Here is a 22,970-nt window from a genome sequence, read left to right on the forward strand (position 1 = left end):
AACGACCATTGCTTATCTCTATACCACTCAAATCGTTGGGGTATCTCATGGGTAGTTTTTCTCTCTTTCACTGGCTGGTCGTCTTGATCCCGCTAACAGTGCCGTTGTTCTTCATTTTCAGAAAACCACCCGCCGGGCCGAACCGCTTCGGCGGCCTGCCGCAGCCAATGGGTTTCGGCCAAGCGATCAGCAGCTACTTCAAAAAATATGTGGATTTCACCGGCAGAGCCAGCCGATCGGAATTCTGGTTTTCGGCGCTCTTTGTCGCTCTCGTCAGCATCGCTTTGTACCTTGTTGATCGAACCGCAACATTGAACGGGATCTGGTCGCTGGCGACGTTTCTTCCCTCAATCGCCATGGCCGCTCGGCGTTTTCACGACATCAACCGAAGCGGATGGCACCAGCTTCTTGGGATTCTGTTCCCCATTGGAACGATTGCCGTCATCGTGTGGTATTGCAGAGCGCCGTCCGTGGATGACTCCAGGGCGTCCGTCTTTTGAAAATAGTGTACGGCGAGCGTGGGAATGGTTCTCACGGTTTGAGCAGGGCCACGTCCGGAAGGTGATCGCGAGGCTGCCAGGCGCCTCGTCTCTCTCTCAGTATTTCATCTTACGCAATTCAGGAAAATCATAGTAACGCAGCCGTTCGTCGTGGCAGCGATGGTCGTTCTTTTTCAGGTACAATATCATGTTGTGTTGCAAGCCCAGGCCGATATAGGACCAGTTCGGGTTGGCACGTTCCGTCGTGCGTGTGCAATAAGCATAATATCTGCTTTTCCGGATTAAGCAGAACCACGCTGGAAATCTCGGCCTTTACGAAGTTCCCCGGTTTAATGGTTCCCCGCAGAGCCTCGACATTCTCGCGTCGAACTGCGCTGGAAGGCGGCTGCTGGGAATCTAAAACGGACTGCGGCGCCGGAGTCTGGCAGCCAGCCAGTGCCAGCAGGACAGCGCAAACAAGGAATTTGATTTTCATTCAGATGAATCTCCAAAGAATCAGAGCGCCGTAACGTGGCGTATTTCCTACAAACACAGCGGGAATAATATTTGCAATACATGAAAAGAACATGTTGACGCCGCGTGACGCGTGGATATAGCCGGCGTCGCTCCAGCTATACCGCAGGGTTCAAGGCGGAGGCTTCTGCGCCGTCTTCATCATCATTGATCGTAACGCCGGCTTCCAGCGCGGCCAGGATGAAAGCCTGCCGCACCGTCTCGGCCGGCATGCGTCCGGCAAGCCAGGCGCGGCAGAAATCAATCGCCCTCTGCTGGTGGACACCGCCATTGACCGGCCAGTCCGAGACGAGTGCATAAAGCGCATCCTGCGGTGAGCGGAGAACCAGGCGTTCGCCGGTATCAAGGTCGATCGAGATCGTTTTTTTCCAGAAGGCGGAATGGTCGCTAATGGCAGTTGCACCTGAAGCTGAAGTGACAGGAAACTAACTGCGGAAGACCGATTTCGGTTCCGATACGAGGGTCGGACGATCGCCGCGCGGCATTTCACGAATGCCGTCGGTCTTTGGGCGAAGAAACGACGGGCGCCGAGGATATTGAAATCGGGATCGCCGGCCAATGCCTCACTTTTGGCCGGGCCGATCTCGATGGTTGCTGCCCCCGGCTGTCAGCCGGGCAGCTTGCAGCCCTTGCTCATTCCAGCGGACTGCATGGCCGAAACCTTGCCTTTGGACGCGGCAATTTCGCCTTCCTTGTCTCCCCCGGCGACGCTGCCGATGGGGACGCCGACGAGGAAGACACCGAAAGCATCGCCGTTCGCTGCGCTGATCTGCTGCTTGGACAGGTCGTCGAGCTTGGCCTTCTCTTTCTTATGTTCGACTGCGAGCGCCTCGCAACTGAGGTTCGTATAGGCCGCCATCGGAATATCGACCTGGACGATGGCGTCAGGACGTTTGGCGCAGCCGGCCACTGCCGCGGCCGCCGCGAATGCAATGATTATCTTGTTCATGAATAGTCCCCAATTCCCGCAACAGCTCTAACATCGCCGCGCGCATTGCGGGAGGCTGCCCAGCGTTCAACCACAGACTTTTATTTCTGCTGAACTCGGCGCCCGAGAGCCTCATCCTGAGGTGCCCCGCCAGGGGCCTCGAAGGACGAGGCGGGTGTCCAACAGTTGACGGATTTAAGGAGCGGCGCTGCGGCGCGTGCTTCGAGGCTCCGCCCTCTCGGGCTGCGCACCTCAGCATGAGGGAGGTTGGAGGATGCCGCAGCCGCTCGCTGACGCGAAGGAGGCCGCCAGCGCCCAAGAGAGCCTCACCCTGAGGTGCCCCGCAGGGGCCTCGAAGGGCGGGGCGGGCACGCCGGCCCCAGCCCCACAAGGTTCGGAATTATTAAGCCAATCCGAACGATTCATTCGTTTCCCTTTTGTACTCTTTCCCTCTTCACTTTCGCGGTGACTCTCTCCATATTCCGCCCATGGCCAAATCTCCGAAGAAATCCCCCGCCCCGAATGGCTTCGAGGAAGCCCCTCAATCGTCTTTTGAGGGAGCCCCCCTCTCAGGCTCGGTTGCCGATTGGGTGAAGCAGCTGGAGGCCGATGCCGAAGCCTCGGGCGTCGAGACCCAGCGCCAGATCGCCTCCAAGGCCGGCAAACATCGCAAGAAGGTGGAAATCGCCGCCAGGACGAAAACCAGCGACGGCGGCGTCAGCGCGTCGAAATCGGCGCGCGGCACCTCCATGGGCGGTTCGACCGACCCGAAGACGCGCGCCGCCGCCGGCCTCAATCCGGTCTCCGGCATGGATACGACGCTGGAGGAAGCCTCGTCGCTGCAGGCCGGCACCGCGGTCACCGCCACGGTCGAGGCGCTGTCGGCACTGATCGAGAGCGGCAATCCGCTGCACAAGAACGGCAAGATCTGGACGCCGCACCGCCCTGCCCGGCCCGACAAATCCGAAGGCGGCATCGCCATCCGCATGCAGTCGGATTATGAACCGGCCGGCGACCAGCCGACCGCTATCCGCGATCTCGTCGAAGGACTGGAAAATGGCGACCGCAGCCAGGTGCTGCTCGGCGTCACCGGCTCCGGCAAGACCTTCACCATGGCCAAGGTGATCGAGGTGACGCAGCGCCCGGCCGTCATCCTGGCGCCGAACAAGACGCTGGCCGCCCAGCTCTATTCCGAATTCAAGAATTTCTTCCCCGACAATGCGGTGGAATATTTCGTTTCCTACTACGATTATTACCAGCCGGAAGCCTATGTGCCGCGCTCCGACACCTATATCGAGAAGGAAAGCTCGATCAACGAGCAGATCGACCGCATGCGCCACTCGGCGACGCGCTCGCTGCTCGAACGCGACGACTGCATCATCGTCGCCTCGGTCTCCTGCATCTACGGTATCGGCTCGGTCGAGACCTATACGGCGATGACCTTCCAGATGTCGGTCGGCGACCGGCTGGACCAGCGCCAGCTGCTGGCCGACCTCGTGGCTCAGCAATATAAGCGCCGCGACATGGATTTCACCCGTGGTTCCTTCCGGGTGCGTGGTGACACGATCGAGCTCTTCCCCGCCCACTTGGAAGATGCCGCCTGGCGCATCTCGATGTTCGGCGACGAGATCGACGCCATCACCGAGTTCGATCCGCTCACCGGCCAGAAGGTCGGTGACCTCAAATCGGTGAAGATCTACGCCAATTCGCACTATGTCACCCCGCGCCCGACACTGAACGGCGCCATCAAGTCGATCAAGGAGGAGCTCAGGCTTCGCTTGGCCGAGCTGGAGAAGGCCGGCCGCCTGCTGGAGGCCCAGCGCCTCGAGCAGCGCACCCGCTACGATATCGAAATGCTCGAAGCAACCGGCTCGTGCCAGGGCATCGAGAACTATTCGCGTTATCTCACCGGCCGCGACCCGGGCGATCCGCCGCCAACGCTGTTCGAGTACATTCCCGACAACGCCCTCGTCTTCATCGACGAAAGCCATGTCACCGTGCCGCAGATCGGCGGCATGTACCGGGGCGACTTCAGGCGCAAGGCGACGCTGGCCGAATACGGCTTCCGCCTGCCCTCTTGCATGGACAACCGGCCGCTGCGCTTCGAGGAATGGGACGCCATGCGCCCCGACACTATCGCCGTTTCGGCCACCCCGGGCGGCTGGGAGATGGAACAATCCGGCGGCGTCTTCGCCGAACAGGTGATCCGCCCGACCGGCCTGATCGACCCGCCGGTCGAGGTGCGCTCGGCCCGCAGCCAGGTCGACGACGTGCTCGGCGAAATCCGCGAGACAGCGGCCAAGGGCTACCGCACCCTCTGCACCGTGCTGACCAAGCGCATGGCCGAGGACCTGACCGAATATTTGCATGAGCAGGGCGTGCGCGTCCGCTACATGCACTCCGACATCGACACGCTGGAGCGTATCGAAATCCTCCGCGATCTGCGCCTCGGCGCCTTCGACGTGCTCGTCGGCATCAACCTTTTGCGCGAGGGCCTCGACATTCCCGAATGCGGTTTCGTCGCCATTCTCGACGCCGACAAGGAAGGCTTCCTGCGCTCGGAGACCTCGCTGATCCAGACGATCGGCCGCGCCGCCCGCAACGTCGACGGCAAGGTCATCCTCTATGCCGACCAGGTCACCGGCTCGATGAAGCGGGCGATGGAGGAAACCGGCCGCCGCCGCGAAAAGCAGATGATCTATAACCAGGAACACGGCATCACCCCGGAATCGGTCAAGGCCAGGATCTCCGACATCCTCGACTCCGTCTACGAACGCGACCACGTCCGCGCCGATATCTCCGGCGTCTCGGGCAAGGGCTTCGCCGATGGCGGCAACCTCGTCGGCAACAACCTGCAGACCCATCTCAACGCCCTCGAAAAGAGCATGCGCGACGCCGCCGCCGACCTAGACTTCGAAAAAGCCGCCCGTCTCCGCGACGAAATCAAACGCCTCAAGGCCGCCGAACTGGCGGTTATGGACGATCCGATGGCTAGAGAAGAGTCAAAGGCAATGGAAGGCGTCAGACGGAATGCGAAAGCGACCCGCGAGTCCCTTCTCCCCGCCGGTGAGAAGGTGCCCGGCAGGGCGGATGAGGGGGCCACCCCCTCCTACTTCTCAAGACCCGGCCTCGACGACATGGGCCCGGGCACTGACACCGCCACCCCTCTCTTCCGCAAACCCGCTCTGGATGAGATGGGCCGCGACATCGCCGAGCCCGCCAAGAAGACCCTCTTCCGCAAAAACGACCTCGATGAAATGACGGTCGGCCGAACCGAAAAGCCGGTCACTGGCGCAGTGCCGGAAAAACCTGAAGCCGCCAAGGGCACGAAGCGGTTTTCACCGCTGCTCGAAGGCCAGCCGGAGCGCGACGACGTGCGGCCGGTCGTGCGCGGGAAGACGGGTGTGGGGAGCTATGAGGACCCGGGCGAGCAGAAGCGCAAGGGGCGGACGAAGGGGAAGACTGGGCGGCCGGGGCGGTGACGCTTTGTCTTCCAACAACGTTTTGCTGCAACACGTCAGATCTCTGATCTTGACGGCTGAGCGACGCAAAATTCGCAAGCCGTTTCACTTCCTTCGTCGGAGCTCACTAAAATTTAAATCTCAAAATAAATCTAACTGAGTGGCCTTTTTAGCAAGGAGACGAAGATTATATATTTTAGCAATAGCGCCAATGAAATCAGTCTGACCGCCGTAGCTGGGATGCCTCACCGGAATACAATTATAACCAATTGAATTCACGGCAGTATGAGCATCTCTCCCTATAGAAACTATCGTGTCTGGCTTTAGAGTATCAAGAACATATTTCAGAAATCCGGCAGTTATGAAGCGTTCCCGAGAGGTATGGCTTCGATTTTCCATTTCTGAATTTGGGCCATGTGGATGGTATGGAAAGACGTTCCAAAGAAAAACCGGCTGGTTAATTTCAGCGAGCATATCCCAAACTACTCTGGCCGTTCGCTCAGGCCAAATAGCACCCCTAGTGGCCTGACGAAATCGACTTTCATTCATTACTCTCGCGAGTCTATTGAGATTACCCTCATCGGTAAGAGGCAATCCAGTCCGACGCCCACCGCGATAACCTAAATCGCGCCCGATCCACAAAGTGGATACTTTAGCGCTTCTCGCAGATTCAAAGAATAATTGAATGTTCTGGCGACGCACGTAAGGTGAATTTTCTACGTCGTGAAAGCCACATATGTGCTTGTACGGATTAAACACATTGTCCAATTCCAACTCAAATAAGCTATTAAAAAACTCACTATCGTCACGGAATTCAGACATCACCTTAAATATCTTCTCGCGGAACCTTTTTCACGATGACGTGGTATTCTCTCTTTCTCTTGAGAATCTGATAGATAAAAAATGCAAAAACCATGGCGGGTACAATAACGACTAAATACAAAAAGAAAGCATTTATATTAATGTCAACCGAAGGGCTTTTTCCACCAATCCACTGCCCAAGAACTACTTGCAAGACCGCCACCAACAACGCAACAAAAAATGGAATTCCAACACCCAAAACAATTGCGAAAACCAAATCAACACGCCCTCGCAAATCCTTTAATTCGTCAGAAATTGTATGAACGGATGTATTAATTGATGGAATTGACTGAACGAGTTTGGGAGTTATACCCATAAAACCCGGTTTATAGCCTTTAGAATATTTTAGATCGGCTTCTCCGGATAGCGTCGTCAGCCATATAAGAAAGCACGGCTCTCTTTCGCTAAGTACAACAGGCTTGGGGCCTGCGTTGAATACAGATATCACAAGCTTGCCGTGGTATCCTGGATCAACGTGAAAGCCACTCACATTTACTAAGCCAGATAGCTTTATACTGCTTTTTACGTTTATGAGAGCCATTGCATCGTGTGGTATGGTCAGAATCTCGTGAGTTAGCAAAAATCCAAATTGCCCAGGCGGAATTACAAAGTGCTCATCCCGGCTTAACTTCCTTGCAACATTCTCATCTCGCGGACTTCCGTCCACGCTTATGTAAACCTCATTACCAACATGCAACGTATAGGCGTTACAATCGATATTGTCATCATTATAAGGTGCAAAAATACGACTGATCTCTTGTGAGAGTTTCTTGCCGGACCAAAACATCATATTCTCGCTGGGTGGTATGCTTGACGATGAGAAAGCACCTCACGCCGCTCCTCCAACCCAGAAAGCAGATCGATACCGTTTGCGCCCGCACAACTCACAACCCACGCTAGAATGTCTGAGTTAGCCGCAAGAGCAAGTTCTCTGAAGCTTTCTAAATGATCCATTTTTTCACACGCGTCGGCAAAACGGCCGACCGCATCTGCAAATGTCAAAATATCAGACCTATCGCTCAAATATGAGTTTTCGCTAATATTTAGACGTTGATTTAACGCGTTCGCGGCGCTCAAAGTGATAAGCAACGTATCAACAAGCGTTGCCTTCAACGTCTTTTCTTCTTTATTTCCGCGCGCTAAACGACCCACATATTTCGCATAATGCAGACCATAGTGTTTCATGCGTTCCATCTTGTGGAGCGACAGAATGTCAAGGTGATTATGCATATCATAGTGTTGTTGAGCTACTTGGAGGTCTTTGAAGTTGAGCTCCTGCATCACAGCCTCCCAATTCGACTCGTTTAGGCGATCATAGATTAGCTAGAAACCTTGCTCGCAGATTGACAGGCAAAAAAATCTGTAATCCACAATTTAGCATATCTTGTAGCCATCCTTCCAATCCGAGCTCAGAACCTCGTTGCAGCGCCCGACGGTGTCCCGTTAGAGATCAGCGACCTGTCCGATGAAGAGCGATAAGCGCGCGCAGCATCTCGTCCGTCTGAGAACCCTATCGCTTGTCGGTTGTCTGGCTCGAGACACTAACCCAGTCTGTCTAAGCGACAGGCTCCCGGCATGGCCGATAAGGATTGATGCACTATCGCTTTGGACGGCGCAGGCGATGAGCCACCATCAGCATCAAAGAAGGAGCGCGCGATGCCAGAACTTCGAGAAAGGAACCAACAATGTCCGACACCATCCTACGCTACGTCCCAGCCGACCCGTATTGGCAACCCTCCCCGGAAAACGCCGCCAAGGCTGTCCCTTGCTGGAAACAATCGTCCCCGGGGCGGACGAAGTGAAATCGAGCTTCGAGGATGAGGTCAAGTTCTACGATCCCGGCGAAAACTGGTCTGGAGTGAAGTGCAGCGCCTGCGGTGCGGATGCCCCTTCCCCTCCGCCCTCAACACCCTCCGGTCCGCCGCCTGGGACGCCCGCCCCGCGCGACTTCACCCGCGTCCTGTCCCGCAGCCTCGCCCGGCACAAGACCGCCGCCCAATTCCGGCCGATGCGCCGAATCCGTCATTGATCGGCAACAGCTTTGCCCTAGCTTCTGCTGGCGGCCGGCCGCTCGCTGGGGCGGCTTCGGGGGACGACATGCATGAACGAACGCCCGAAACACGCCGCGTGAGTCCGGTTCGCCGCAACGCGCCGCGGACGGCGGCCGGGCGGTTGGCGCCTCTTTCGCCGGCGCAGGAGACCAGGATGCGGATCGTCAATCTTTCAGTCGGCCTCGCCTTGATCCTGACGCCGGCGGCAGCTTATGCGGACACGACACATCAGGGAAACGCCGACATGTTCAAGACCCTTCTCTCGAAAATACGCATCCGCTCTGAGGGGCAGACCATCTCTGCCGCGCCGCCCGAAACGCTGGCGCAGTTGCGCGACGCCGTTGCCGCGCGCCTGCGCGGCGAGCCCGAGGTCGAAGAGGTTGCGATCGACCCCAGCAATCCCGCCGTTCTCCGCCTGCGGCTTGCCAATGGTGGAAGCGAAGCCGTAACGGGGACGGTCGATGTCACCAACGTCTACGGCAGGCTTTATACGCTCCGCAACGATCTGGACCGCGAGGCCGCCATCGAAAACCTCGTGCAGAGCGTTCTGATCACGGTCCGCAGGCCGGAACTCGACCTGCAGCATGTCTTCGCCAATATCCGCTTCCGGCAGCCTGGGAATGAGCAGGATGCGGCAACGTCTCTGGCGGAGGAGCTTGCCGGCGACGTGGCGATCGTCTTGCAATTGGACACGCCCCAGAGCCTGGTCGGGCTCTCGGGCGCCGATCTCGGTGAGCGCTCCGTCGCCGAAATCCGCCAGGCCGCGCAGGGGAATATTCTGCGGGAAATGTCGAAGCTCCAGGAAGAGCGGATCAACGATCACATGATCGCCTACCGGATCGACGACAACCCGCCGCTGACGCCGGCCATCGTGCTGACGGATGAATTCTGGGCGATGGTGGACAAGAATTTCCCGGATGGCGCCTTGCTGATCCTACGCCAGCGCGACGAGGTCGCCGTGATCGACCGAAAAGCGCCCTCCGCGCTGATCACGGCCCGGCAGCTGATCGACATGGCGAAACACCGCGGCGTCGACTTTCTCTCCGACAGAATTTTCGAAAGACGCGACGGCCGGCTCGTCACTGTGACGGAATGAGCTACAACGTCGCCCTCACTTGATCCGGAAGACCTACATGCCCGCTGAAGGAAGGGAACCGCCCATGCTGGACCTGCGCATCGACCCCTTCCCCTCCGCCGCCGAACTGAACGCGCTCTTTTCCGTCGCCTGGGGCAGCCCGCACAACCGCGATTTCACCGCCATCCTGTCCCGCAGCCTCGCCCATATCGGCGCCTATCAGGACGGCCGGCTCGCCGGCTTCGTCAATGTCGCATGGGATGGCGGCATTCATGCCTTTATCCTCGACACCTCAGTTCACCCTGATATGCGACGGCAGGGAATCGCAACGCGGCTGGTCCGGGAAGCGACGCGGGTTGCGCGGGAGCGTGGCGCAGAGTGGCTGCATGTCGATTTCGAACCGCACCTGACCGGCTTCTACCGCGCCTGCGGCTTCAAACCCACGGAAGCAGGCCTGATCAAGCTGGCATAGAGCCGCCTGCCACGCTCGAAGCACTCCAAACAATGACGCTCCACGACAATGCGGACCGGCTTACGGCCGGTTTTCCACAGCTATTCCGCGAATTTAATATAATTTAAAAGACTAAAATATCACTAAGAGTTCTCTAATTCCAAGTCGTAACCCGGTGTTTAAGCTTACTTTTCCGTTAAAAAAGCAATAAAAAAACACAATTATCCATTGAAAACTTAGTTGCGTATTGGCATAGATCCCCAAAGGGTTGTCGTCCGTTGAACCAGTGAGAACAGTTCTTCTGAAGATTTCTCGTTTCACAGAATACAACGCATCTTATGGAAAGTTTAATATGGCCCTGAATATTCTGGACACGAACGGCGCCACAGTTACCAAGACCGGCGCTGAGTTCGAAGCGTACGATGTTATTCGTGATTCCGCCGCCAACCCTTCCGCCCCTGTCAATCTCACCGTCTCCGATTCCTCCGTGGCCGATCTGGCCGATGAGTTGGAGTCCGTCTCTGCGAACGTGACCGGCTCGAGCGGCGACAACATGATCACGACGGGTGCCGGCAACGACACCATTTCAGGTGGCGATGGCGCGGACACACTGAGCGGTGGCGATGGTGACGACACGATCTACGGCAATGCCGGCAACGATACATTGAGCGGCGGCGACGGCAACGATAGAATCACCGATGGCGGTTTTAACTTTGGACCTGGCGGCCTACTGCCGGAAATCCTGAACATCGACGCCGGCAATGGCGACGATATCATAACCATAGACAGCTTCGCTGCATTTACGTCGGGAACTATTGACGGCGGTGATGGCATCGATGCGTTGCGCGCCTGGTCGCTCCACGGCCTGACGCTCAACAATATGGAAAACCTTGAAACGGCAGCATTTCAGATTAGCGGTTCGAGCGCAGAGTTCGAGAGCTTTGATAGGATCGTCAGGTCAACTGACCCCTTCTTCAGTTATGACCCCTCGCTGGCGGTGACGGACAGCGCCCATCTCGATCTTTCCGACGAACTGGGAGATCTCGGGACTCTTGTCCGCGGCTTCTCCGGTATCGACGTCAAAACCGGCGACGGCAACGATGAGTTTGCGGGCAGCGACGTCAACGACATTTTCGACGGCAGCGGCGGCAGCGACCTCATCAATGGCAACGACGGCGATGATAAACTGACCGGCGGCGCTGGCAACGACACCATTAATGGCGGCGCGGGCATCGACACGGCTGCATTCACAGGCAATTTCGCTGATTATTCCTTCGCGGTCGACAATGGCAGCCGCGTCGTGACGAGCGTGCTGGAAGGCACGGATAGACTGACAAACGTCGAATTCGCGCGCTTTGCCGATGGCATCTACGACTTCGCGACCGAAACCTTCACGGTCAACAGCACCGAGCCGGGCATCCCGCTGAACATCCTGGACACAAACGGCGCCACGATCACCAAGACCGGTGCGGAGTTCGAAGCCTACGACGTCATCCGCGACTCCGAAATCAATCCTCTCGTCTCGGTCAACCTGGTCATCTCGGATTCCAGCACGGTAGACCTTGCCGACGAACTGGGCTCTGGCTCCGCAAATGTGATCGGCACAAGCGGCAACGATGTGATCACCACAGGCGCAGGCAACGACAATATTGCAGGCGGCGACGGCGCAGACACGCTGAACGGCGGCGCAGGATACGACAGCCTCAATGGCGGAGTTGGCAACGACACGCTGAATGGCGGTGACGGCAATGATGTGCTCTCGGGCGATGTCGGAAACGACGTCATCAGAGGCGGCGCGGGCAACGATACGATCGACGATGGTGAGCTTTTCGGCTCGACCCCGGAGATCGTTGATATCGACGCGGGGGATGGCGACGATCGCGTAGCCATAGAAACATTCGCTCCCGGGAACTCCGGAACGATCGATGGCGGCGCCGGGATCGATACGTTGCGAGTCACCTCGCTCCAGGGCCTGACGATCAAGAACATAGAGGTCCTTGAAACGGCAGGAGTGGCGGTTGCCGGTTCAAGCGCGCAGTTCGAAAGCTTCGACAAAATCGTCTGGTCGACCGATCCGTTCGACGATTTTCGCGCCTCAGTGACACTGACGGACAGCGCCCATCTCGATCTCTCCGACGAACTGGGTGATCTCGGATCTTTCATCGCCGGCCATGCCTTTGGCATCGACGTCAAGACCGGCAGCGGCGACGACGAGTTCACGGGCACCGACGGCAACGACATTTTCGACGGCAGCGGCGGCAACGATATCCTCAATGGCAACGCCGGCAATGACAAATTGACCGGTGGCGCCGGCGACGACACCATCAATGGCGGCGACTGCATCGATACGGCAATCTTCTCCGGCAATTTCGCCAATTATTCCTTCGCATTTAACAACGGCGATCACATCCTGACGAGCGCCGGGGAAGGAATGGATACGCTGACAGACGTCGAATTGGCGCGCTTTGCTGACGGCGTCTACGATTTCGCCACGGAAACTTTTACGCCGAAGGATAATGCCGCGCCGACCAATATCCAGCTTTCGAAGACCGCCCTCTCAGAGGACACGCCGATCTGGACCACGGTTGGCCTGCTCAGCGCCAAGGACGCCGATGGCGACGCACTCACCTATACGCTGCTCGACGGCGCCAACGATCATTTCCGGATAAAGGGCGACCGCATCGTCACCTCGAAGGCGCTGGATTACGAGACCGACAAGTCGCACACGATCAAGGTTGCCGTTTCCGACGGCAAGGTCACGGTCGAAAAGGACATCACGATCAATGTCCTCGACGTCAACGAAGTACCTGTCAACAAGGCGCCGACCAATCTCGCCTTCTCGCGCAGCTCGGTCTCCGAGAACATCGCGATCGGCACCTCGGTCGGCCTGCTCACGGCAAAGGATCCGGAAGGCGGCACGGTAAGATGGCGGCTCACGGACGATGCTGACGGCATCTTCAAACTCGTCGGCAACAAGATCCAGACAAAGGCTGCAATCGACTACGAAAGCACCCACAGCCTGACCTTCACCGCCGAAGCCTATGACGCGGCTGGAAACGTCACCAGCCACGATTTCACGCTTGCCGTGAAGGACGTCTTCGAGCTGTCGGTTTCGAGCTTGTCGCATGAGGCGTTGATCTAGTCGCAACACTGCCGCGGGACGCAGACATGCGTCCCGAACAGTGCCCCACCTTCCAACCTGCGGCCGCCGCCTCTCCGAATAAGGCGACTGCTCTCCCGCACGAACCTTCTCCACCCGGAACGGCAGATAAAGACACAAGCCGCTCTTGCAGAGTCCAACGCATCTTCTAGAAAGTTTAACATGGCTTTGAATATTCTGGACACGAACGGCGCCATTATTACCAAGACCGGCGCTCAGTTCGAAGCTTACGATGTTATTCGCCACTCCCCCGCTAATCCTCTCGCTGCGGTCGATCTGCAGGTCTCGGATTCCGGCGTGGCAGATCTGGCCGATGAACTGGGCACCGTCTCCGCGAACGTGGTAGGCTCGAGCGGCGACAATGTAATCACGACAGGCGCCGGCGACGACTTGATCAACGGTCAAGCTGGTGATGACACGCTGAATGGCGGTGACGGCAATGACGAGATTTATGGCGACGTCGGCAATGACGTCATCAATGGTGGCGCGGGTAACGACACGATTAGCGATGGTTATTATTTTTCCGATGTCGCCGAAGTCTTCAATATCGATGCGGGCGATGGCAACGACACCGTAATTTTGTCCAACGACACTTTCCTCCAGATATCAGGAACAGTCGACGGCGGCGATGGCACCGACACGCTGCAAGCCAGCAATTTGTCCGGCCTGACGATCAAGAACGTCGAGATCCTCCAATCAGGGATATTCGGAGTTACCGCATCGACCGCGCAACTCGAATACTTCGACAAGATCACCGGTTCGAGCTCCGATTCTTCCGTCAACTTGGTCTTGACGGACGGAGCCCATCTCGATCTCTCCGACGAGTTGGCAGGAGACCGAAACTACATCTCTGGCAATAACGACGTATCCGGTATTGACCTCACCACCGGAAGCACTCAGGACAATGTGATCGGCACCGCCGCCAACGACATTATCGACACGGGCGATGGCAACGACTACATCAACGGCAATGCCGGGGACGACAGGTTGGACGCCGGCAAGGGTGACGATGAAATCTTCGGCGATGCCGGAAATGACGTCATCAGGGCCGGAGCGGGCAACGACATCATCTTTGATGGTGATTTCTTCAGCGGTTCCCCGGAAGTTTTTGACATCGACGCAGGCGACGGCGACGACGCCATAACCCTGCGAACCGGGGGGCTTTCCGGAACAATCGATGGCGGCGCCGGGATTGATACTCTGCAAGCCTCCTCGCTCAGGGGCGTGACGATCAAAAACATCGAAGTCCTTGAAACGGCGGGATCGGTGGTATCAGGTTCGACCGCGCAGTTCGAAAGCTTCGACAAGATCGTTTACTCGAACGATCCGAGCGAGGGCTTTCCCGCCTCATTGTCATTGACGGACGGCGCCCACCTCGATCTTTCCGACAAACTGGCAAACGGTGCGGCCAGCATTCGCGGCACCGTTTCCGGCATTGACGTCAAGACCGGCGGCGGCGACGATCAATTCACGGGAACCGACGGCAACGACATTTTCGACGCCGGCGCCGGCAACGACACGATCATTGGTAATGGCGGCAACGACAAATTGATCGGCGGCGACGGCAACGATACAATCACCGACGGTGCATTTGGCGGCTTTCTCCCGGAAGTCTTCGATATCGATGCAGGCGACGGCGACGATGCCATAACCGTGGAGACGTTCAGTCCACTGGTTTCCGGAACAATCGATGGCGGTGCCGGGATTGATACTCTGCAAGCCTCCTCGCTCAGGGGCCTGACGATCAACAACATCGAAGTCCTTGAAACGGTGGGATGGTTGGTTGCCGGTTCTAGCGCGCAGTTCGAAAGCTTTGATAAGATCGTCTACTCGGCCAATCCGGCCGACGATTATCGCCCCTCATTGGCATTGACGGACAGCGCCCACCTCGATCTTTCCGACGAGCTGGGAGATCGCGGGGCTTTCATTTCCGGTTATGTCTCCGGCATTGACGTCAAGACCGGCAGCGGCGACGACGACTTTATAGGCACCGACGGCAACGACATTTTCGACGGCAATGGAGGCAACGACATCATCAATGGCAAGGCCGGCGATGACGTCATCAGGGGTGGAACCGGCGACGACACGATCACCGATGGCGATAATGTCTCCACCAACCCCGAGACCTTCAATATTGATGCGGGCGATGGCAATGATGCAGTTAACTTGCAGTCACACTCGGTCGCATTGTCCGGATTGATCGATGGCGGCGCCGGCACAGACACACTGCGTGTCATCGAGCCGACGTTAGACCCCGGCATGGAATACATCGGGCTTGCCGGCCTGACGATCAAGAATGTCGAAATTCTTGAAACGGCGGGAGCCGAGGTTCTCGCTTCGGCTGCCCAGTTCGAAAGCTTCGACAAGATCGTCATTTACGACAAACCGGGCTACGAGAACGATGTCCTCGCGCTGACATTGACGGACAGCGCCCATGCCGATCTCTCCGACGAGCTGGCAAACCGCCATGTCGACATCTTCGGCACCGCCTTCGGTATCGACGTCAAGACCGGCAACGGTGATGACTACTTCTTCGGAACCGGCGGCAACGACAAATTCGAAGGCGGCGCCGGCAACGACACGCTGTTTGGGGGTGCCGGCACCGACATGGCAGTCTTCGCTGGCAATTTCGCTAACTACACCTTCGCGACGAACAACGGCGATCACATTCTGACGAGCGCCAAAGAGGGTGTGGACACGCTGCGCGACATTCAAATCGCTCGTTTTGCCGATGGTGTCTACGATTTCGCCGAGGGTACCTTCACACCCGACGCTAATACCGTACCCATCAATCTCCAGCTCTCGAAAACCTCTGTCTCCGAGAGCACCCCAATTTGGACCACCCTCGGCCTGCTCAGCGCTCACGATGCCGACGGTGACAAGCTCACCTACAAGCTGATCGACGGCGCGGACGATCACTTCCGGCTGAATGGGAACCGCATCGTCACCTCCAAGGCTCTTGATTACGAGACGGCGAAGTCGCACACGATCAAGGTGGCCGTCTCCGACGGCAAGGTCACGGTCGAAAAGGACATCACGATCAACGTTCTCGACGTCAACGAAGCCCCTGTTAACAAGGCGCCGATCAACCTCGCCTTCTCGCGCAGCTCGGTCTCCGAGAATGTCGCCATCGGCACCTCGGTCGGCCTCCTCACGGCACGCGATCCGGAAGGCGGCGCCGTGAAATGGCGGCTGACGGACGATGCCGACGGCATCCTCAAGCTAGTCGGCAACAAGATCCAGACGAAGGCGGCGATCGACTACGAAAGCACCCACAGCCTGACCTTCACCGCCGAGGCCTATGACGCGGCCGGAAACGTCACCAGCCACGATTTCACGCTGGCCGTGAAGGACGTCTTCGAGCCGTCATTTGCGCTGTCGCATGAGGCATTGATCTAGCCGCGACAGAATTGCCGGGCACCGAGGTGGGACTTGCAGTCGCGCAAGCCCCACCGATGGGTGGCCGCGCGAAATCAGGCATGCATCAGTCAAACCGCTCGTCGATATGCTCCACCTGAGCGGAAATCACATTGTCGATAACGACATGCGACAGCAGCGTCGGGCCGACGGCCCATAACTCGCGCATGTGATCCGTATCCTCGTGCCGGCGATGCGCTTCCTCGCTGGTGAAGGCCTCGGCCAGCAGGATCTTGTCGGGATGCTCTGGCATCGGCACCAACTCGATATAGAGACAATCCGGGTCGAGCCGGCTCTGTTCAAGATGGTTCTGCGCCGCCGCCAGATAGGCATGGCGCTTTCCAGGCTTGGTCATAAAGAATCCGACAATGCATTTCATCTCACCTCCCCAGCTTGATTTGGAAGTCTCGCCCGGGCGCTGTCACAAGCAAGTGCGGACCACTGTCATTGGAACACGGCCGATGGCCGCGCCAAACCTGATAACCCTTCCAAAAATGCCGCTCCACCTCCGCACCTGATTCCGCTATGGTTCACCGCTCATCCGAGGAGAGCCGCATGCGCCTGCCCACATTCATCCTCGCCCTCGCCGTGTCGGCACTCGCAGCCTTGCCGGCATTGGCGCAGACCTACAAGACGCCGAAGGCGCTGCTCAAGGCCCTCTATAGCTACGACACCGATAACAGCGACGCTGAGGCGCCCTCGCCTTATTCGACCTTCTTCTCCGACCACCTGAACGAGCTCCTTCAGACCGATCTCGATAACACACCGGAGGGCGATGTCGGCGCGATCGACTTCGATCCCGTGATCGCGGGTCAGGACGGCGCCGCCAGCGACGTCAGGATCGGCCAACCGATCCTGCTGGATGACAAAGCCGAGGTGGAGGTGGAGTTCGAAAACGGCGAAGAGGTGACGCTCTTCTACACCCTGGTACGCGAACACGGCGGCTGGAAGGTCGACGACATTGCGAACCAGAAGGGGGATAATCCGTGGAGCCTGAGCGCGTTGCTGGGTGATGCGCGGTAGGTGGGCGGCCGTTGGGGTCTCGCCTGCGACGTGGATTGAGCGGACAATTGCACTAGCTGTAGAATAAAAGCCGCAGGCGCCAAAGAGAGCCCTCATGGTGAGGAGGCCCAAGGGGCCGTCTCGAACCATGAGGGCGGGCGTGGAAGCTCCTCCCACCTGCATTCCACAAAGCCCCCCTATGCAAATCGAAGGTTATGGCGCCGGTGGCCGCCCCCGTCCTTCGAGGCTTCGCCCTGCGGGCTACGCACCTCAGGATGAGGGCGGAGCAAAGACGGCGCGAGGAACACTGGAGAGCAGACCCTGCGATCCTCTTCACCATAAGGGCTGATCGGTTTGCCTGCCGCCCGGCCGCCCGCGAACACATCCCTGTCCGGCTATCGAATCCGCCCGTCATCCCATTTCGACACGGAATCCCGATATGGCACAGGCGTGCAAGAATCCGTTAACCCATCGTCAAGTATCTGAATCTTCGGCATTTCCCGGTATCGATGCGGGCATGCCACAATAATCCCGCTTGCTTTTTGCCCGAAATGCTGGCACGAATTGACTTACTCGGGCATTTGCATGCCGGTGACTGGACTGATGTGGTAATCCCTTCCGTTTGGAAGGCGGCGCGGGACTACCCGCCTACGTAGACGTTCTTTCCCCGTACGTGACTTCTCCGACTGACCCTTCGTCCCAATCGATCGGGGCGAAAGCTAAAGCCGTCCGCTTCCTCTCGGGGGCGCGGATACTACACAGACTAAGGGAAAAGGACGATCCCAATGGCCACCAAGGGCACCGTAAAATTCTTCAACCAGGACAAGGGTTTTGGTTTCATCACGCCGGACGGCGGCGCAAAGGACGTTTTCGTCCATATCTCTGCGCTGCAGGCTTCTGGCATCCAGTCGCTGCGCGAAGGCCAGCAGGTTACTTTCGACACCGAGCCGGATCGCATGGGCAAGGGCCCGAAGGCTGTCAACATCTCGGCTTCGTAAGTCAGACAATCGCTTCGGCGGCAGAAACGGCGCTCCGCAAGGAGCGCCGTTTCTGTTTGTGGTGATCGGCGGTCATTTGTCGATCGTATTGGCAAGTGTTATATGCGCGCTTGATGGATGCCCGCCCCATACGGCGGTGACGGTGCCGTGCTTGCACCGGTAACAAGGAATAATGGAACGTCGATGACGCAGAAGAGGCCGATTTTTGCGGTCGCCCCAATGATCGACTGGACGGATCGGCATTGCCGCTATTTCCACCGGCAGATCAGCCGCGAGGCGCTGCTCTATACCGAGATGGTGGTGGCCGATGCGATCATCCACGGCCCGCGCGACCGGCTGCTCGGTCATGACGCCGCCGAGCATCCGCTGGCGCTGCAGCTCGGCGGATCGGACCCGGCAAAGCTTGCCGAGGCGGTGAAGATCGCCGAGCCCTACGGCTATGACGAGATCAACCTCAATATCGGCTGCCCTTCCGATCGCGTGCAGTCGGGCACCTTCGGCGCCTGCCTGATGCTGACGCCGGAGACGGTGGCCGAATGCATCGCGGCGATGAAAAGGGTTGCAACCGTGCCGGTGACGGTGAAATGCCGGATCGGCGTCGACGAGCAGGAACCGGAACAGGCGCTGCCCGAGCTGATCACCCGCGTTCTAGACGCCGGCGCCGACGCGATCTGGATCCATGCGCGCAAGGCCTGGCTGAAGGGCCTGAGCCCCAAAGAAAACCGCGAGATCCCGCCGCTCGACTACGAGATCGTCTACCGGATGAAACAGCGCTGGCCCGACGTCTTCATCGGCATCAACGGCGGCATCCGCACGCTCGACGAAGCCGCCGTCCATCTCGACCATGTCGATGGCGTCATGCTCGGCCGCGCCGCCTATCAGAATGCGGCGATCCTTGCCGACATCGACCAGCGCTTCTTCGGCGCCCCTGCGAGCGAGCCGGACTGGGAGACGCTGCGTGACCGGATGATGGCCTATGCCGAACGCCACATCGCCAGCGGCGGCCGGCTGCAGCACGTGGCCCGCCATATGGTCGGCCTCTTCACCGGCCTGCCCGGTGCCCGCCGCTACCGCCAGATCCTCTCGACCGATGCCGCGAAAAACGGCGCTGGGCCGGAGGTGCTGGCGGCAGCCTTTGCGGCGGTGGATTTTTCGGGGACCGAGCAGCAAGCGGTCAGCGCCTGACGTACGTGACGTCTCGTCATGGCGTCGAAGTGCGGCGTCAGGAACGCGCCGTCGGCAGCAAGATCTTCTTCTCGATCCGGCCCGCCACCGAAAACACCAAAATCTCCGTATCCCTGCCGATCCTGCTGCCATCCATCAATCGGACGATATCATCGACGCCGCCGACCGGGCTGCCGTCGATGGCGAGGATATAATCGCCCTCCTGCAGCCCTCCCTTCGCCGCCGGCCCATCGGCTTCGACGCGGCGGATGCGCACGGAAGTCGTCTGCACCGTGCCCGCCGCAAGGGCCACCCGGCGCGGCAGCACGATCGTGTCGCCTGATATGCCGATGAAGGCACGCCTGACCTGCCCATAGCGGAGAATTTCCGAAACCACGAAATTGGCCGTATTCGACGCGACGGCGAAGGCGATGCTCTGCGCACCCTGGATGACGGCGGTGTTGACGCCGATGACCTCCCCGCCCGATGACACCAGTGGCCCGCCCGAGTTGCCGGGATTGAGCGCCGCATCGGTCTGGATCACGTCTTCCATCAGCCGGCCGCTGGCCGCCCGCATCGACCGGCCGAGCGCCGAGACGATGCCGGCGGTAACCGTCCATTCGAAGCCGAGCGGGTTTCCGATCGCGATCGCGATATGGCCCCTGCGCAGGCGCTGAGAATCTCCGAGCTTCGCCCAGGCGCCGGTGCTTGTATTGGCGCGAATGAGGGCAATGTCGGTATCGACGTCGCGACCCAACACCCGGCCCTCGGTGACGAAGCCGTCAGGCGTGGTGATGCGGACGACCTTGGCGTCGTCGACGACGTGATTGTTGGTGATGATCAGGCCGTCAGGCGAGACGGCGAAGCCAGACCCGTGCCCCTGCCGGCCTCCCACCCTCTCGATCCGGCTGACTGCCGGCCCGACGATGTCGATTGCTGCTGCGATCGATTGCGAATAGGCATCGATCAGCGCCCCATCATTCTGAGGCGCTATGTCCTTATCCATGTAACCCATTATTTGATCCTCAGGCGGCAATAACGGCCGTCCCGCCGCCGGCAAAGCCGTCGCGGTTGCGACGGTCCGCCATGGCGCTGTTGTATGAGGATTAGATGGTTGGGCGATGAACCGCGTTCAAGTGAGCGCCGGCAGCGGCATGCACGCGGCGGCAGAACGGGAGCCCACCTACCCCGGACAGATATATTGAACTACCCGGACGGATATATTGAACGAATATCAAAAAAATGGCTCATTACAGACGTTCGCCGCGCCCCTGACGGACTAGCCTGAGATGGCCAACAGCCGAGATACCGTGGATTAAAAGAATGTTCGCAGTGCAAAGCAGCCATGCGAAATGGGCGGGTTCACACCCATCCTCGCGGAAACATACAAACTTCTGTCATGTCAACAGAATAGAAAGAAGCATTCAATAAGCACATCAACATATTCGGGTTGATCAGGCGCGACCTTCTTACCCCTAGCCTCCGGCCCAACGGCGCTCGTGGCCTTGTCAATTCTGCAGGCAACGGCGCAAACTTCTGACCGCATTAATCCAACCAACCCCAACCAACGGAGCCAAAAGATGAGCACGGTTACCACCAAGGACGGCGTCGAAATCTTCTACAAGGATTGGGGGTCGAAGAGCGCCCAGCCGATCATGTTCCATCACGGCTGGCCGCTATCCTCCGACGACTGGGACGCCCAGATGCTGTTCTTCCTCGAGAAGGGCTATCGGGTCATCGCCCATGACCGGCGCGGCCATGGCCGCTCGACCCAGGTGGGCGACGGTCACGATATGGATCACTACGCCGCCGATGCCGCAGCCGTCGTCGAGCATCTCGATCTCAGGAACACCGTCCATGTCGGCCACTCCACCGGCGGCGGCGAAGCGACCCATTATGTCGCCCGCCATGGCCAACCACAGGGCCGCGTCGCCAAGCTGGTGATCATCGGCGCCGTGCCGCCGATCATGGTAAAATCCGAAGCCAATCCCGGTGGCCTGCCGATCGAAGTCTTCGATGGCTTGCGCAAGCAGCTCGCCGCCAATCGCGCGCAGTTCTATTACGATCTGCCGGCCGGTCCGTTCTACAGCTTCAACCGGCCGGGCGCGAAGGTCCTGGAACCGGTCATCAACAATTGGTGGCGCCAGGGCATGATCGGCGGCGCCAAAGCGCATTACGACGGCATCAAGGCCTTTTCGGAAACCGACTTCACCGAAGACCTGAAGATCATCACCGTGCCGACTTTCGTCATGCATGGCGACGACGACCAGATCGTGCCGATCGCCGACTCTGCCCTGCTCTCGTCCAAGCTCCTGCAGAACGCCACGCTGAAGGTCTACGAGAAATTCCCGCATGGCATGTGCACTACCCACGCAGACATCATAAACCCCGACATCCTCGCCTTCATCAAAGGCTGATCCATGCTGTTGCCGGGCGTCGATCAGGCGCCCGGTCGCCACAATGGCTTGCCATCCTCCACGCCGGCGTTCTGGCCACGTCGATCGATTGACAGCCAGTGACGCATTTTCCCATGAAACCGTTTTCGCCCATTTGCGTTTAGCGGCCATGAAAAGAGAACGTGAACCCTCATCAAAGGCTTACCGGCAGGATCGTTTCGAAAACACCGAGCGAGCCGCCAAGGAAACCATCGAGGCGGAGCAGCGGGCCCGCCGCGAAAAAACCAAGCGGCTGAAAGAGCTGCGCCTGGCGCAACAAAGCGGCCAGGATCCCGCAACCAAGTAGATCTCACGCTCACACCATCCGTCCGGCCGACGCCCTGGTCGGTCTCATCTCGAGCCGCCGCCCTCGCCCGCATCTTCTCGCGCGGCCAAAATTGTTTTTTGAATTTCGGACCTTCGCCCATCTTGCAGAGCAAAGATCGCGAAATTATCTTTTTTCCACGGAAGCGATTCACGGCATCCAAAAAGGGCAGATTGCGATGTCAGACAAGCTGTTTAGCACACGTGACGAACCGCTCGCCTCGGAAGACCTCGATGTGTGCAGGCGTGTCCATGAATCTCTCTGTAGCGGTCTAAAGATCGACAGAGCAGGCAAGGAGGCCGACCGTCTTGGCGCCCTCATCATCGAGCTTTACCGCCAAGGTGTGCATGAAGAAAGCCAGCTCCGACTGCTGGCCGGCGGAAGGTGAGCCTGATAACGCGCCTTCAGGTTCAAAAGGCCTTTCACCATCCCGTTCGCTCGCCAATGCTTTAGCCATGGACCTGTTGACAGCCCGCACCAGCGCCGTCCGGTGAGGGCCAGCAGGTTGTTGGCGTAGGCGGCGAGTTCGAGGGGGCCGACATACATACGCAACGGCCGGCAACGAAGCCGGGTCTGGAGCCGCGGGCAGTTGCACGGCGGCAGTGGCCTGATCCAGCGCCATGTCGCCG

18 protein-coding genes and 2 pseudogenes are annotated in these 22,970 nt (G+C 58.7%); 12 read left to right on the plus strand and 8 right to left on the minus strand.

The genetic code is table 11. The features are described from left to right. The first annotated feature begins 47 nt into the window (after positions 1-47). Complete coding sequence (locus tag BS630_RS18340) at positions 48-500, plus strand: DUF805 domain-containing protein (protein WP_077979228.1); 453 nt, start codon at positions 48-50, stop codon at positions 498-500. Positions 501-596: 96 nt separating this feature from the next. On the opposite strand, the pseudogene BS630_RS18345 reads toward BS630_RS18340, so the two are convergent. The 3 genes and pseudogenes from BS630_RS18345 to BS630_RS18355 all read right to left on the minus strand — a co-directional run bounded on the left by BS630_RS18345 (position 597) and on the right by BS630_RS18355 (position 1,962). Continuing rightward, positions 597-975: pseudogene (locus BS630_RS18345) on the minus strand (hypothetical protein). 250 nt (positions 976-1,225) lie between these two features. Then, positions 1,226-1,405, minus strand: a pseudogene (locus BS630_RS38020) (DUF982 domain-containing protein); the annotation flags it as partial. 215 nt (positions 1,406-1,620) lie between these two features. Next, positions 1,621-1,962, minus strand: coding sequence for a hypothetical protein (locus BS630_RS18355; protein WP_077978520.1), 342 nt, complete (start codon positions 1,960-1,962; stop codon positions 1,621-1,623). 467 nt (positions 1,963-2,429) lie between these two features. On the opposite strand from BS630_RS18355, the gene uvrB reads away from it, so the two are divergent. After that, positions 2,430-5,423, plus strand: a complete 2,994-nt coding sequence (gene uvrB / locus BS630_RS18360) for an excinuclease ABC subunit UvrB (RefSeq protein ID WP_077978521.1) — start codon at positions 2,430-2,432, stop codon at positions 5,421-5,423. Between the two features lie 120 nt (positions 5,424-5,543). Here uvrB and BS630_RS18365 read toward each other — a convergent pair whose 3' ends face one another. Genes BS630_RS18365 through BS630_RS18375 form a run of 3 tightly spaced genes read right to left on the minus strand, consistent with a single transcriptional unit; the run spans position 5,544 to position 7,544 of the window. After that, positions 5,544-6,224: a uracil-DNA glycosylase gene (locus tag BS630_RS18365; protein WP_077978522.1), complete on the minus strand. Its 681-nt coding sequence runs from the start codon at positions 6,222-6,224 to the stop codon at positions 5,544-5,546. Positions 6,225-6,228: 4 nt separating this feature from the next. Further along, a complete protein-coding gene (locus BS630_RS18370; protein ID WP_158081418.1) occupies positions 6,229-7,050 on the minus strand; it encodes a dCTP deaminase domain-containing protein in 822 nt (273 codons plus the stop codon). Beyond that, positions 7,050-7,544, minus strand: a complete 495-nt coding sequence (locus BS630_RS18375) for a hypothetical protein (RefSeq protein ID WP_077978524.1) — start codon at positions 7,542-7,544, stop codon at positions 7,050-7,052. Before BS630_RS18375 ends, BS630_RS18370 begins: the two co-directional genes overlap by 1 nt. A gap of 924 nt (positions 7,545-8,468) precedes the next feature. Here BS630_RS18375 and BS630_RS18385 point away from each other — a divergent pair. From BS630_RS18385 to BS630_RS18400, 4 genes are all read left to right on the plus strand, one after another. Continuing rightward, entirely contained in the window at positions 8,469-9,410 is a 942-nt protein-coding gene (locus BS630_RS18385) for a hypothetical protein (RefSeq protein ID WP_077978526.1), read from the plus strand. A 64-nt stretch (positions 9,411-9,474) separates the two neighbouring features. Continuing rightward, entirely contained in the window at positions 9,475-9,861 is a 387-nt protein-coding gene (locus BS630_RS18390; protein WP_077978527.1) for a GNAT family N-acetyltransferase, read from the plus strand. A 331-nt stretch (positions 9,862-10,192) separates the two neighbouring features. Next, a complete protein-coding gene (locus BS630_RS18395) occupies positions 10,193-12,982 on the plus strand; it encodes a metal-binding protein (RefSeq protein ID WP_077978528.1) in 2,790 nt (929 codons plus the stop codon). Between the two features lie 180 nt (positions 12,983-13,162). Next, entirely contained in the window at positions 13,163-16,399 is a 3,237-nt protein-coding gene (locus BS630_RS18400; RefSeq protein WP_077978529.1) for a cadherin domain-containing protein, read from the plus strand. 85 nt (positions 16,400-16,484) lie between these two features. Here the strand turns inward: BS630_RS18400 and BS630_RS18405 are convergent, their stop codons facing one another. Further along, positions 16,485-16,796, minus strand: a complete 312-nt coding sequence (locus BS630_RS18405; RefSeq protein WP_011652481.1) for a putative quinol monooxygenase — start codon at positions 16,794-16,796, stop codon at positions 16,485-16,487. Between the two features lie 176 nt (positions 16,797-16,972). Between BS630_RS18405 and BS630_RS18410 the strand changes: the two genes are divergently transcribed. From BS630_RS18410 to dusA, 3 genes are all read left to right on the plus strand, one after another. Further along, positions 16,973-17,440 carry a DUF3828 domain-containing protein gene (locus BS630_RS18410; RefSeq protein WP_077978530.1) on the plus strand — a complete coding sequence of 156 codons (468 nt, stop codon included), beginning with the start codon at positions 16,973-16,975 and terminating at the stop codon, positions 17,438-17,440. A 764-nt stretch (positions 17,441-18,204) separates the two neighbouring features. Further along, the gene (locus BS630_RS18415; protein ID WP_003540801.1) at positions 18,205-18,417 is read left to right on the plus strand and encodes a cold-shock protein; all 213 of its coding nucleotides are present in this window, start codon (positions 18,205-18,207) and stop codon (positions 18,415-18,417) included. Positions 18,418-18,600: 183 nt separating this feature from the next. Further along, positions 18,601-19,602: a tRNA dihydrouridine(20/20a) synthase DusA gene (dusA, locus tag BS630_RS18420; RefSeq protein ID WP_077978531.1), complete on the plus strand. Its 1,002-nt coding sequence runs from the start codon at positions 18,601-18,603 to the stop codon at positions 19,600-19,602. A 37-nt stretch (positions 19,603-19,639) separates the two neighbouring features. On the opposite strand, the gene BS630_RS18425 is transcribed toward dusA, so the two are convergent. Further along, positions 19,640-20,596, minus strand: coding sequence for a S1C family serine protease (locus BS630_RS18425; RefSeq protein WP_077978532.1), 957 nt, complete (start codon positions 20,594-20,596; stop codon positions 19,640-19,642). A 565-nt stretch (positions 20,597-21,161) separates the two neighbouring features. On the opposite strand from BS630_RS18425, the gene BS630_RS18430 reads away from it, so the two are divergent. From BS630_RS18430 to BS630_RS18440, 3 genes are all read left to right on the plus strand, one after another. Beyond that, positions 21,162-21,998 (plus strand): alpha/beta fold hydrolase, encoded by an 837-nt coding sequence (locus BS630_RS18430; protein ID WP_077978533.1) that lies wholly within the window; start codon positions 21,162-21,164, stop codon positions 21,996-21,998. A 43-nt stretch (positions 21,999-22,041) separates the two neighbouring features. Continuing rightward, on the plus strand, positions 22,042-22,323 hold the full coding sequence (locus BS630_RS18435; protein WP_077978534.1) for a hypothetical protein: 282 nt from the start codon (positions 22,042-22,044) through the stop codon (positions 22,321-22,323). Between the two features lie 196 nt (positions 22,324-22,519). Continuing rightward, on the plus strand, positions 22,520-22,729 hold the full coding sequence (locus tag BS630_RS18440; RefSeq protein WP_077979229.1) for a hypothetical protein: 210 nt from the start codon (positions 22,520-22,522) through the stop codon (positions 22,727-22,729). The last annotated feature ends 241 nt before the right edge of the window (positions 22,730-22,970 follow it).

The sequence above is a fragment of the Rhizobium laguerreae genome, assembly GCF_002008165.1.
GTDB lineage: Bacteria > Pseudomonadota > Alphaproteobacteria > Rhizobiales > Rhizobiaceae > Rhizobium > Rhizobium laguerreae.

What these genes read in the sequence shown, in the direction of transcription:
- BS630_RS18430 (WP_077978533.1), top strand. Translation starts at nt 21,162, where the DNA reads ATGAGCACGGTTACCACCAAGGACGGCGTCGAAATCTTCTACAAGGAT.
- BS630_RS18370 (WP_158081418.1), bottom strand. Translation starts at nt 7,050, where the DNA reads ATGTTTTGGTCCGGCAAGAAACTCTCACAAGAGATCAGTCGTATTTTT.
- uvrB (WP_077978521.1), top strand. Translation starts at nt 2,430, where the DNA reads ATGGCCAAATCTCCGAAGAAATCCCCCGCCCCGAATGGCTTCGAGGAA.
- BS630_RS18375 (WP_077978524.1), bottom strand. Translation starts at nt 7,544, where the DNA reads ATGCAGGAGCTCAACTTCAAAGACCTCCAAGTAGCTCAACAACACTAT.
- BS630_RS18435 (WP_077978534.1), top strand. Translation starts at nt 22,042, where the DNA reads ATGGCTTGCCATCCTCCACGCCGGCGTTCTGGCCACGTCGATCGATTG.
- BS630_RS18395 (WP_077978528.1), top strand. Translation starts at nt 10,193, where the DNA reads ATGGCCCTGAATATTCTGGACACGAACGGCGCCACAGTTACCAAGACC.
- BS630_RS18365 (WP_077978522.1), bottom strand. Translation starts at nt 6,224, where the DNA reads ATGTCTGAATTCCGTGACGATAGTGAGTTTTTTAATAGCTTATTTGAG.
- BS630_RS18440 (WP_077979229.1), top strand. Translation starts at nt 22,520, where the DNA reads ATGTCAGACAAGCTGTTTAGCACACGTGACGAACCGCTCGCCTCGGAA.
- BS630_RS18340 (WP_077979228.1), top strand. Translation starts at nt 48, where the DNA reads ATGGGTAGTTTTTCTCTCTTTCACTGGCTGGTCGTCTTGATCCCGCTA.
- BS630_RS18400 (WP_077978529.1), top strand. Translation starts at nt 13,163, where the DNA reads ATGGCTTTGAATATTCTGGACACGAACGGCGCCATTATTACCAAGACC.
- BS630_RS18385 (WP_077978526.1), top strand. Translation starts at nt 8,469, where the DNA reads ATGCGGATCGTCAATCTTTCAGTCGGCCTCGCCTTGATCCTGACGCCG.
- BS630_RS18415 (WP_003540801.1), top strand. Translation starts at nt 18,205, where the DNA reads ATGGCCACCAAGGGCACCGTAAAATTCTTCAACCAGGACAAGGGTTTT.
- BS630_RS18355 (WP_077978520.1), bottom strand. Translation starts at nt 1,962, where the DNA reads ATGAACAAGATAATCATTGCATTCGCGGCGGCCGCGGCAGTGGCCGGC.
- dusA (WP_077978531.1), top strand. Translation starts at nt 18,601, where the DNA reads ATGACGCAGAAGAGGCCGATTTTTGCGGTCGCCCCAATGATCGACTGG.
- BS630_RS18405 (WP_011652481.1), bottom strand. Translation starts at nt 16,796, where the DNA reads ATGAAATGCATTGTCGGATTCTTTATGACCAAGCCTGGAAAGCGCCAT.
- BS630_RS18410 (WP_077978530.1), top strand. Translation starts at nt 16,973, where the DNA reads ATGCGCCTGCCCACATTCATCCTCGCCCTCGCCGTGTCGGCACTCGCA.
- BS630_RS18390 (WP_077978527.1), top strand. Translation starts at nt 9,475, where the DNA reads ATGCTGGACCTGCGCATCGACCCCTTCCCCTCCGCCGCCGAACTGAAC.
- BS630_RS18425 (WP_077978532.1), bottom strand. Translation starts at nt 20,596, where the DNA reads ATGGGTTACATGGATAAGGACATAGCGCCTCAGAATGATGGGGCGCTG.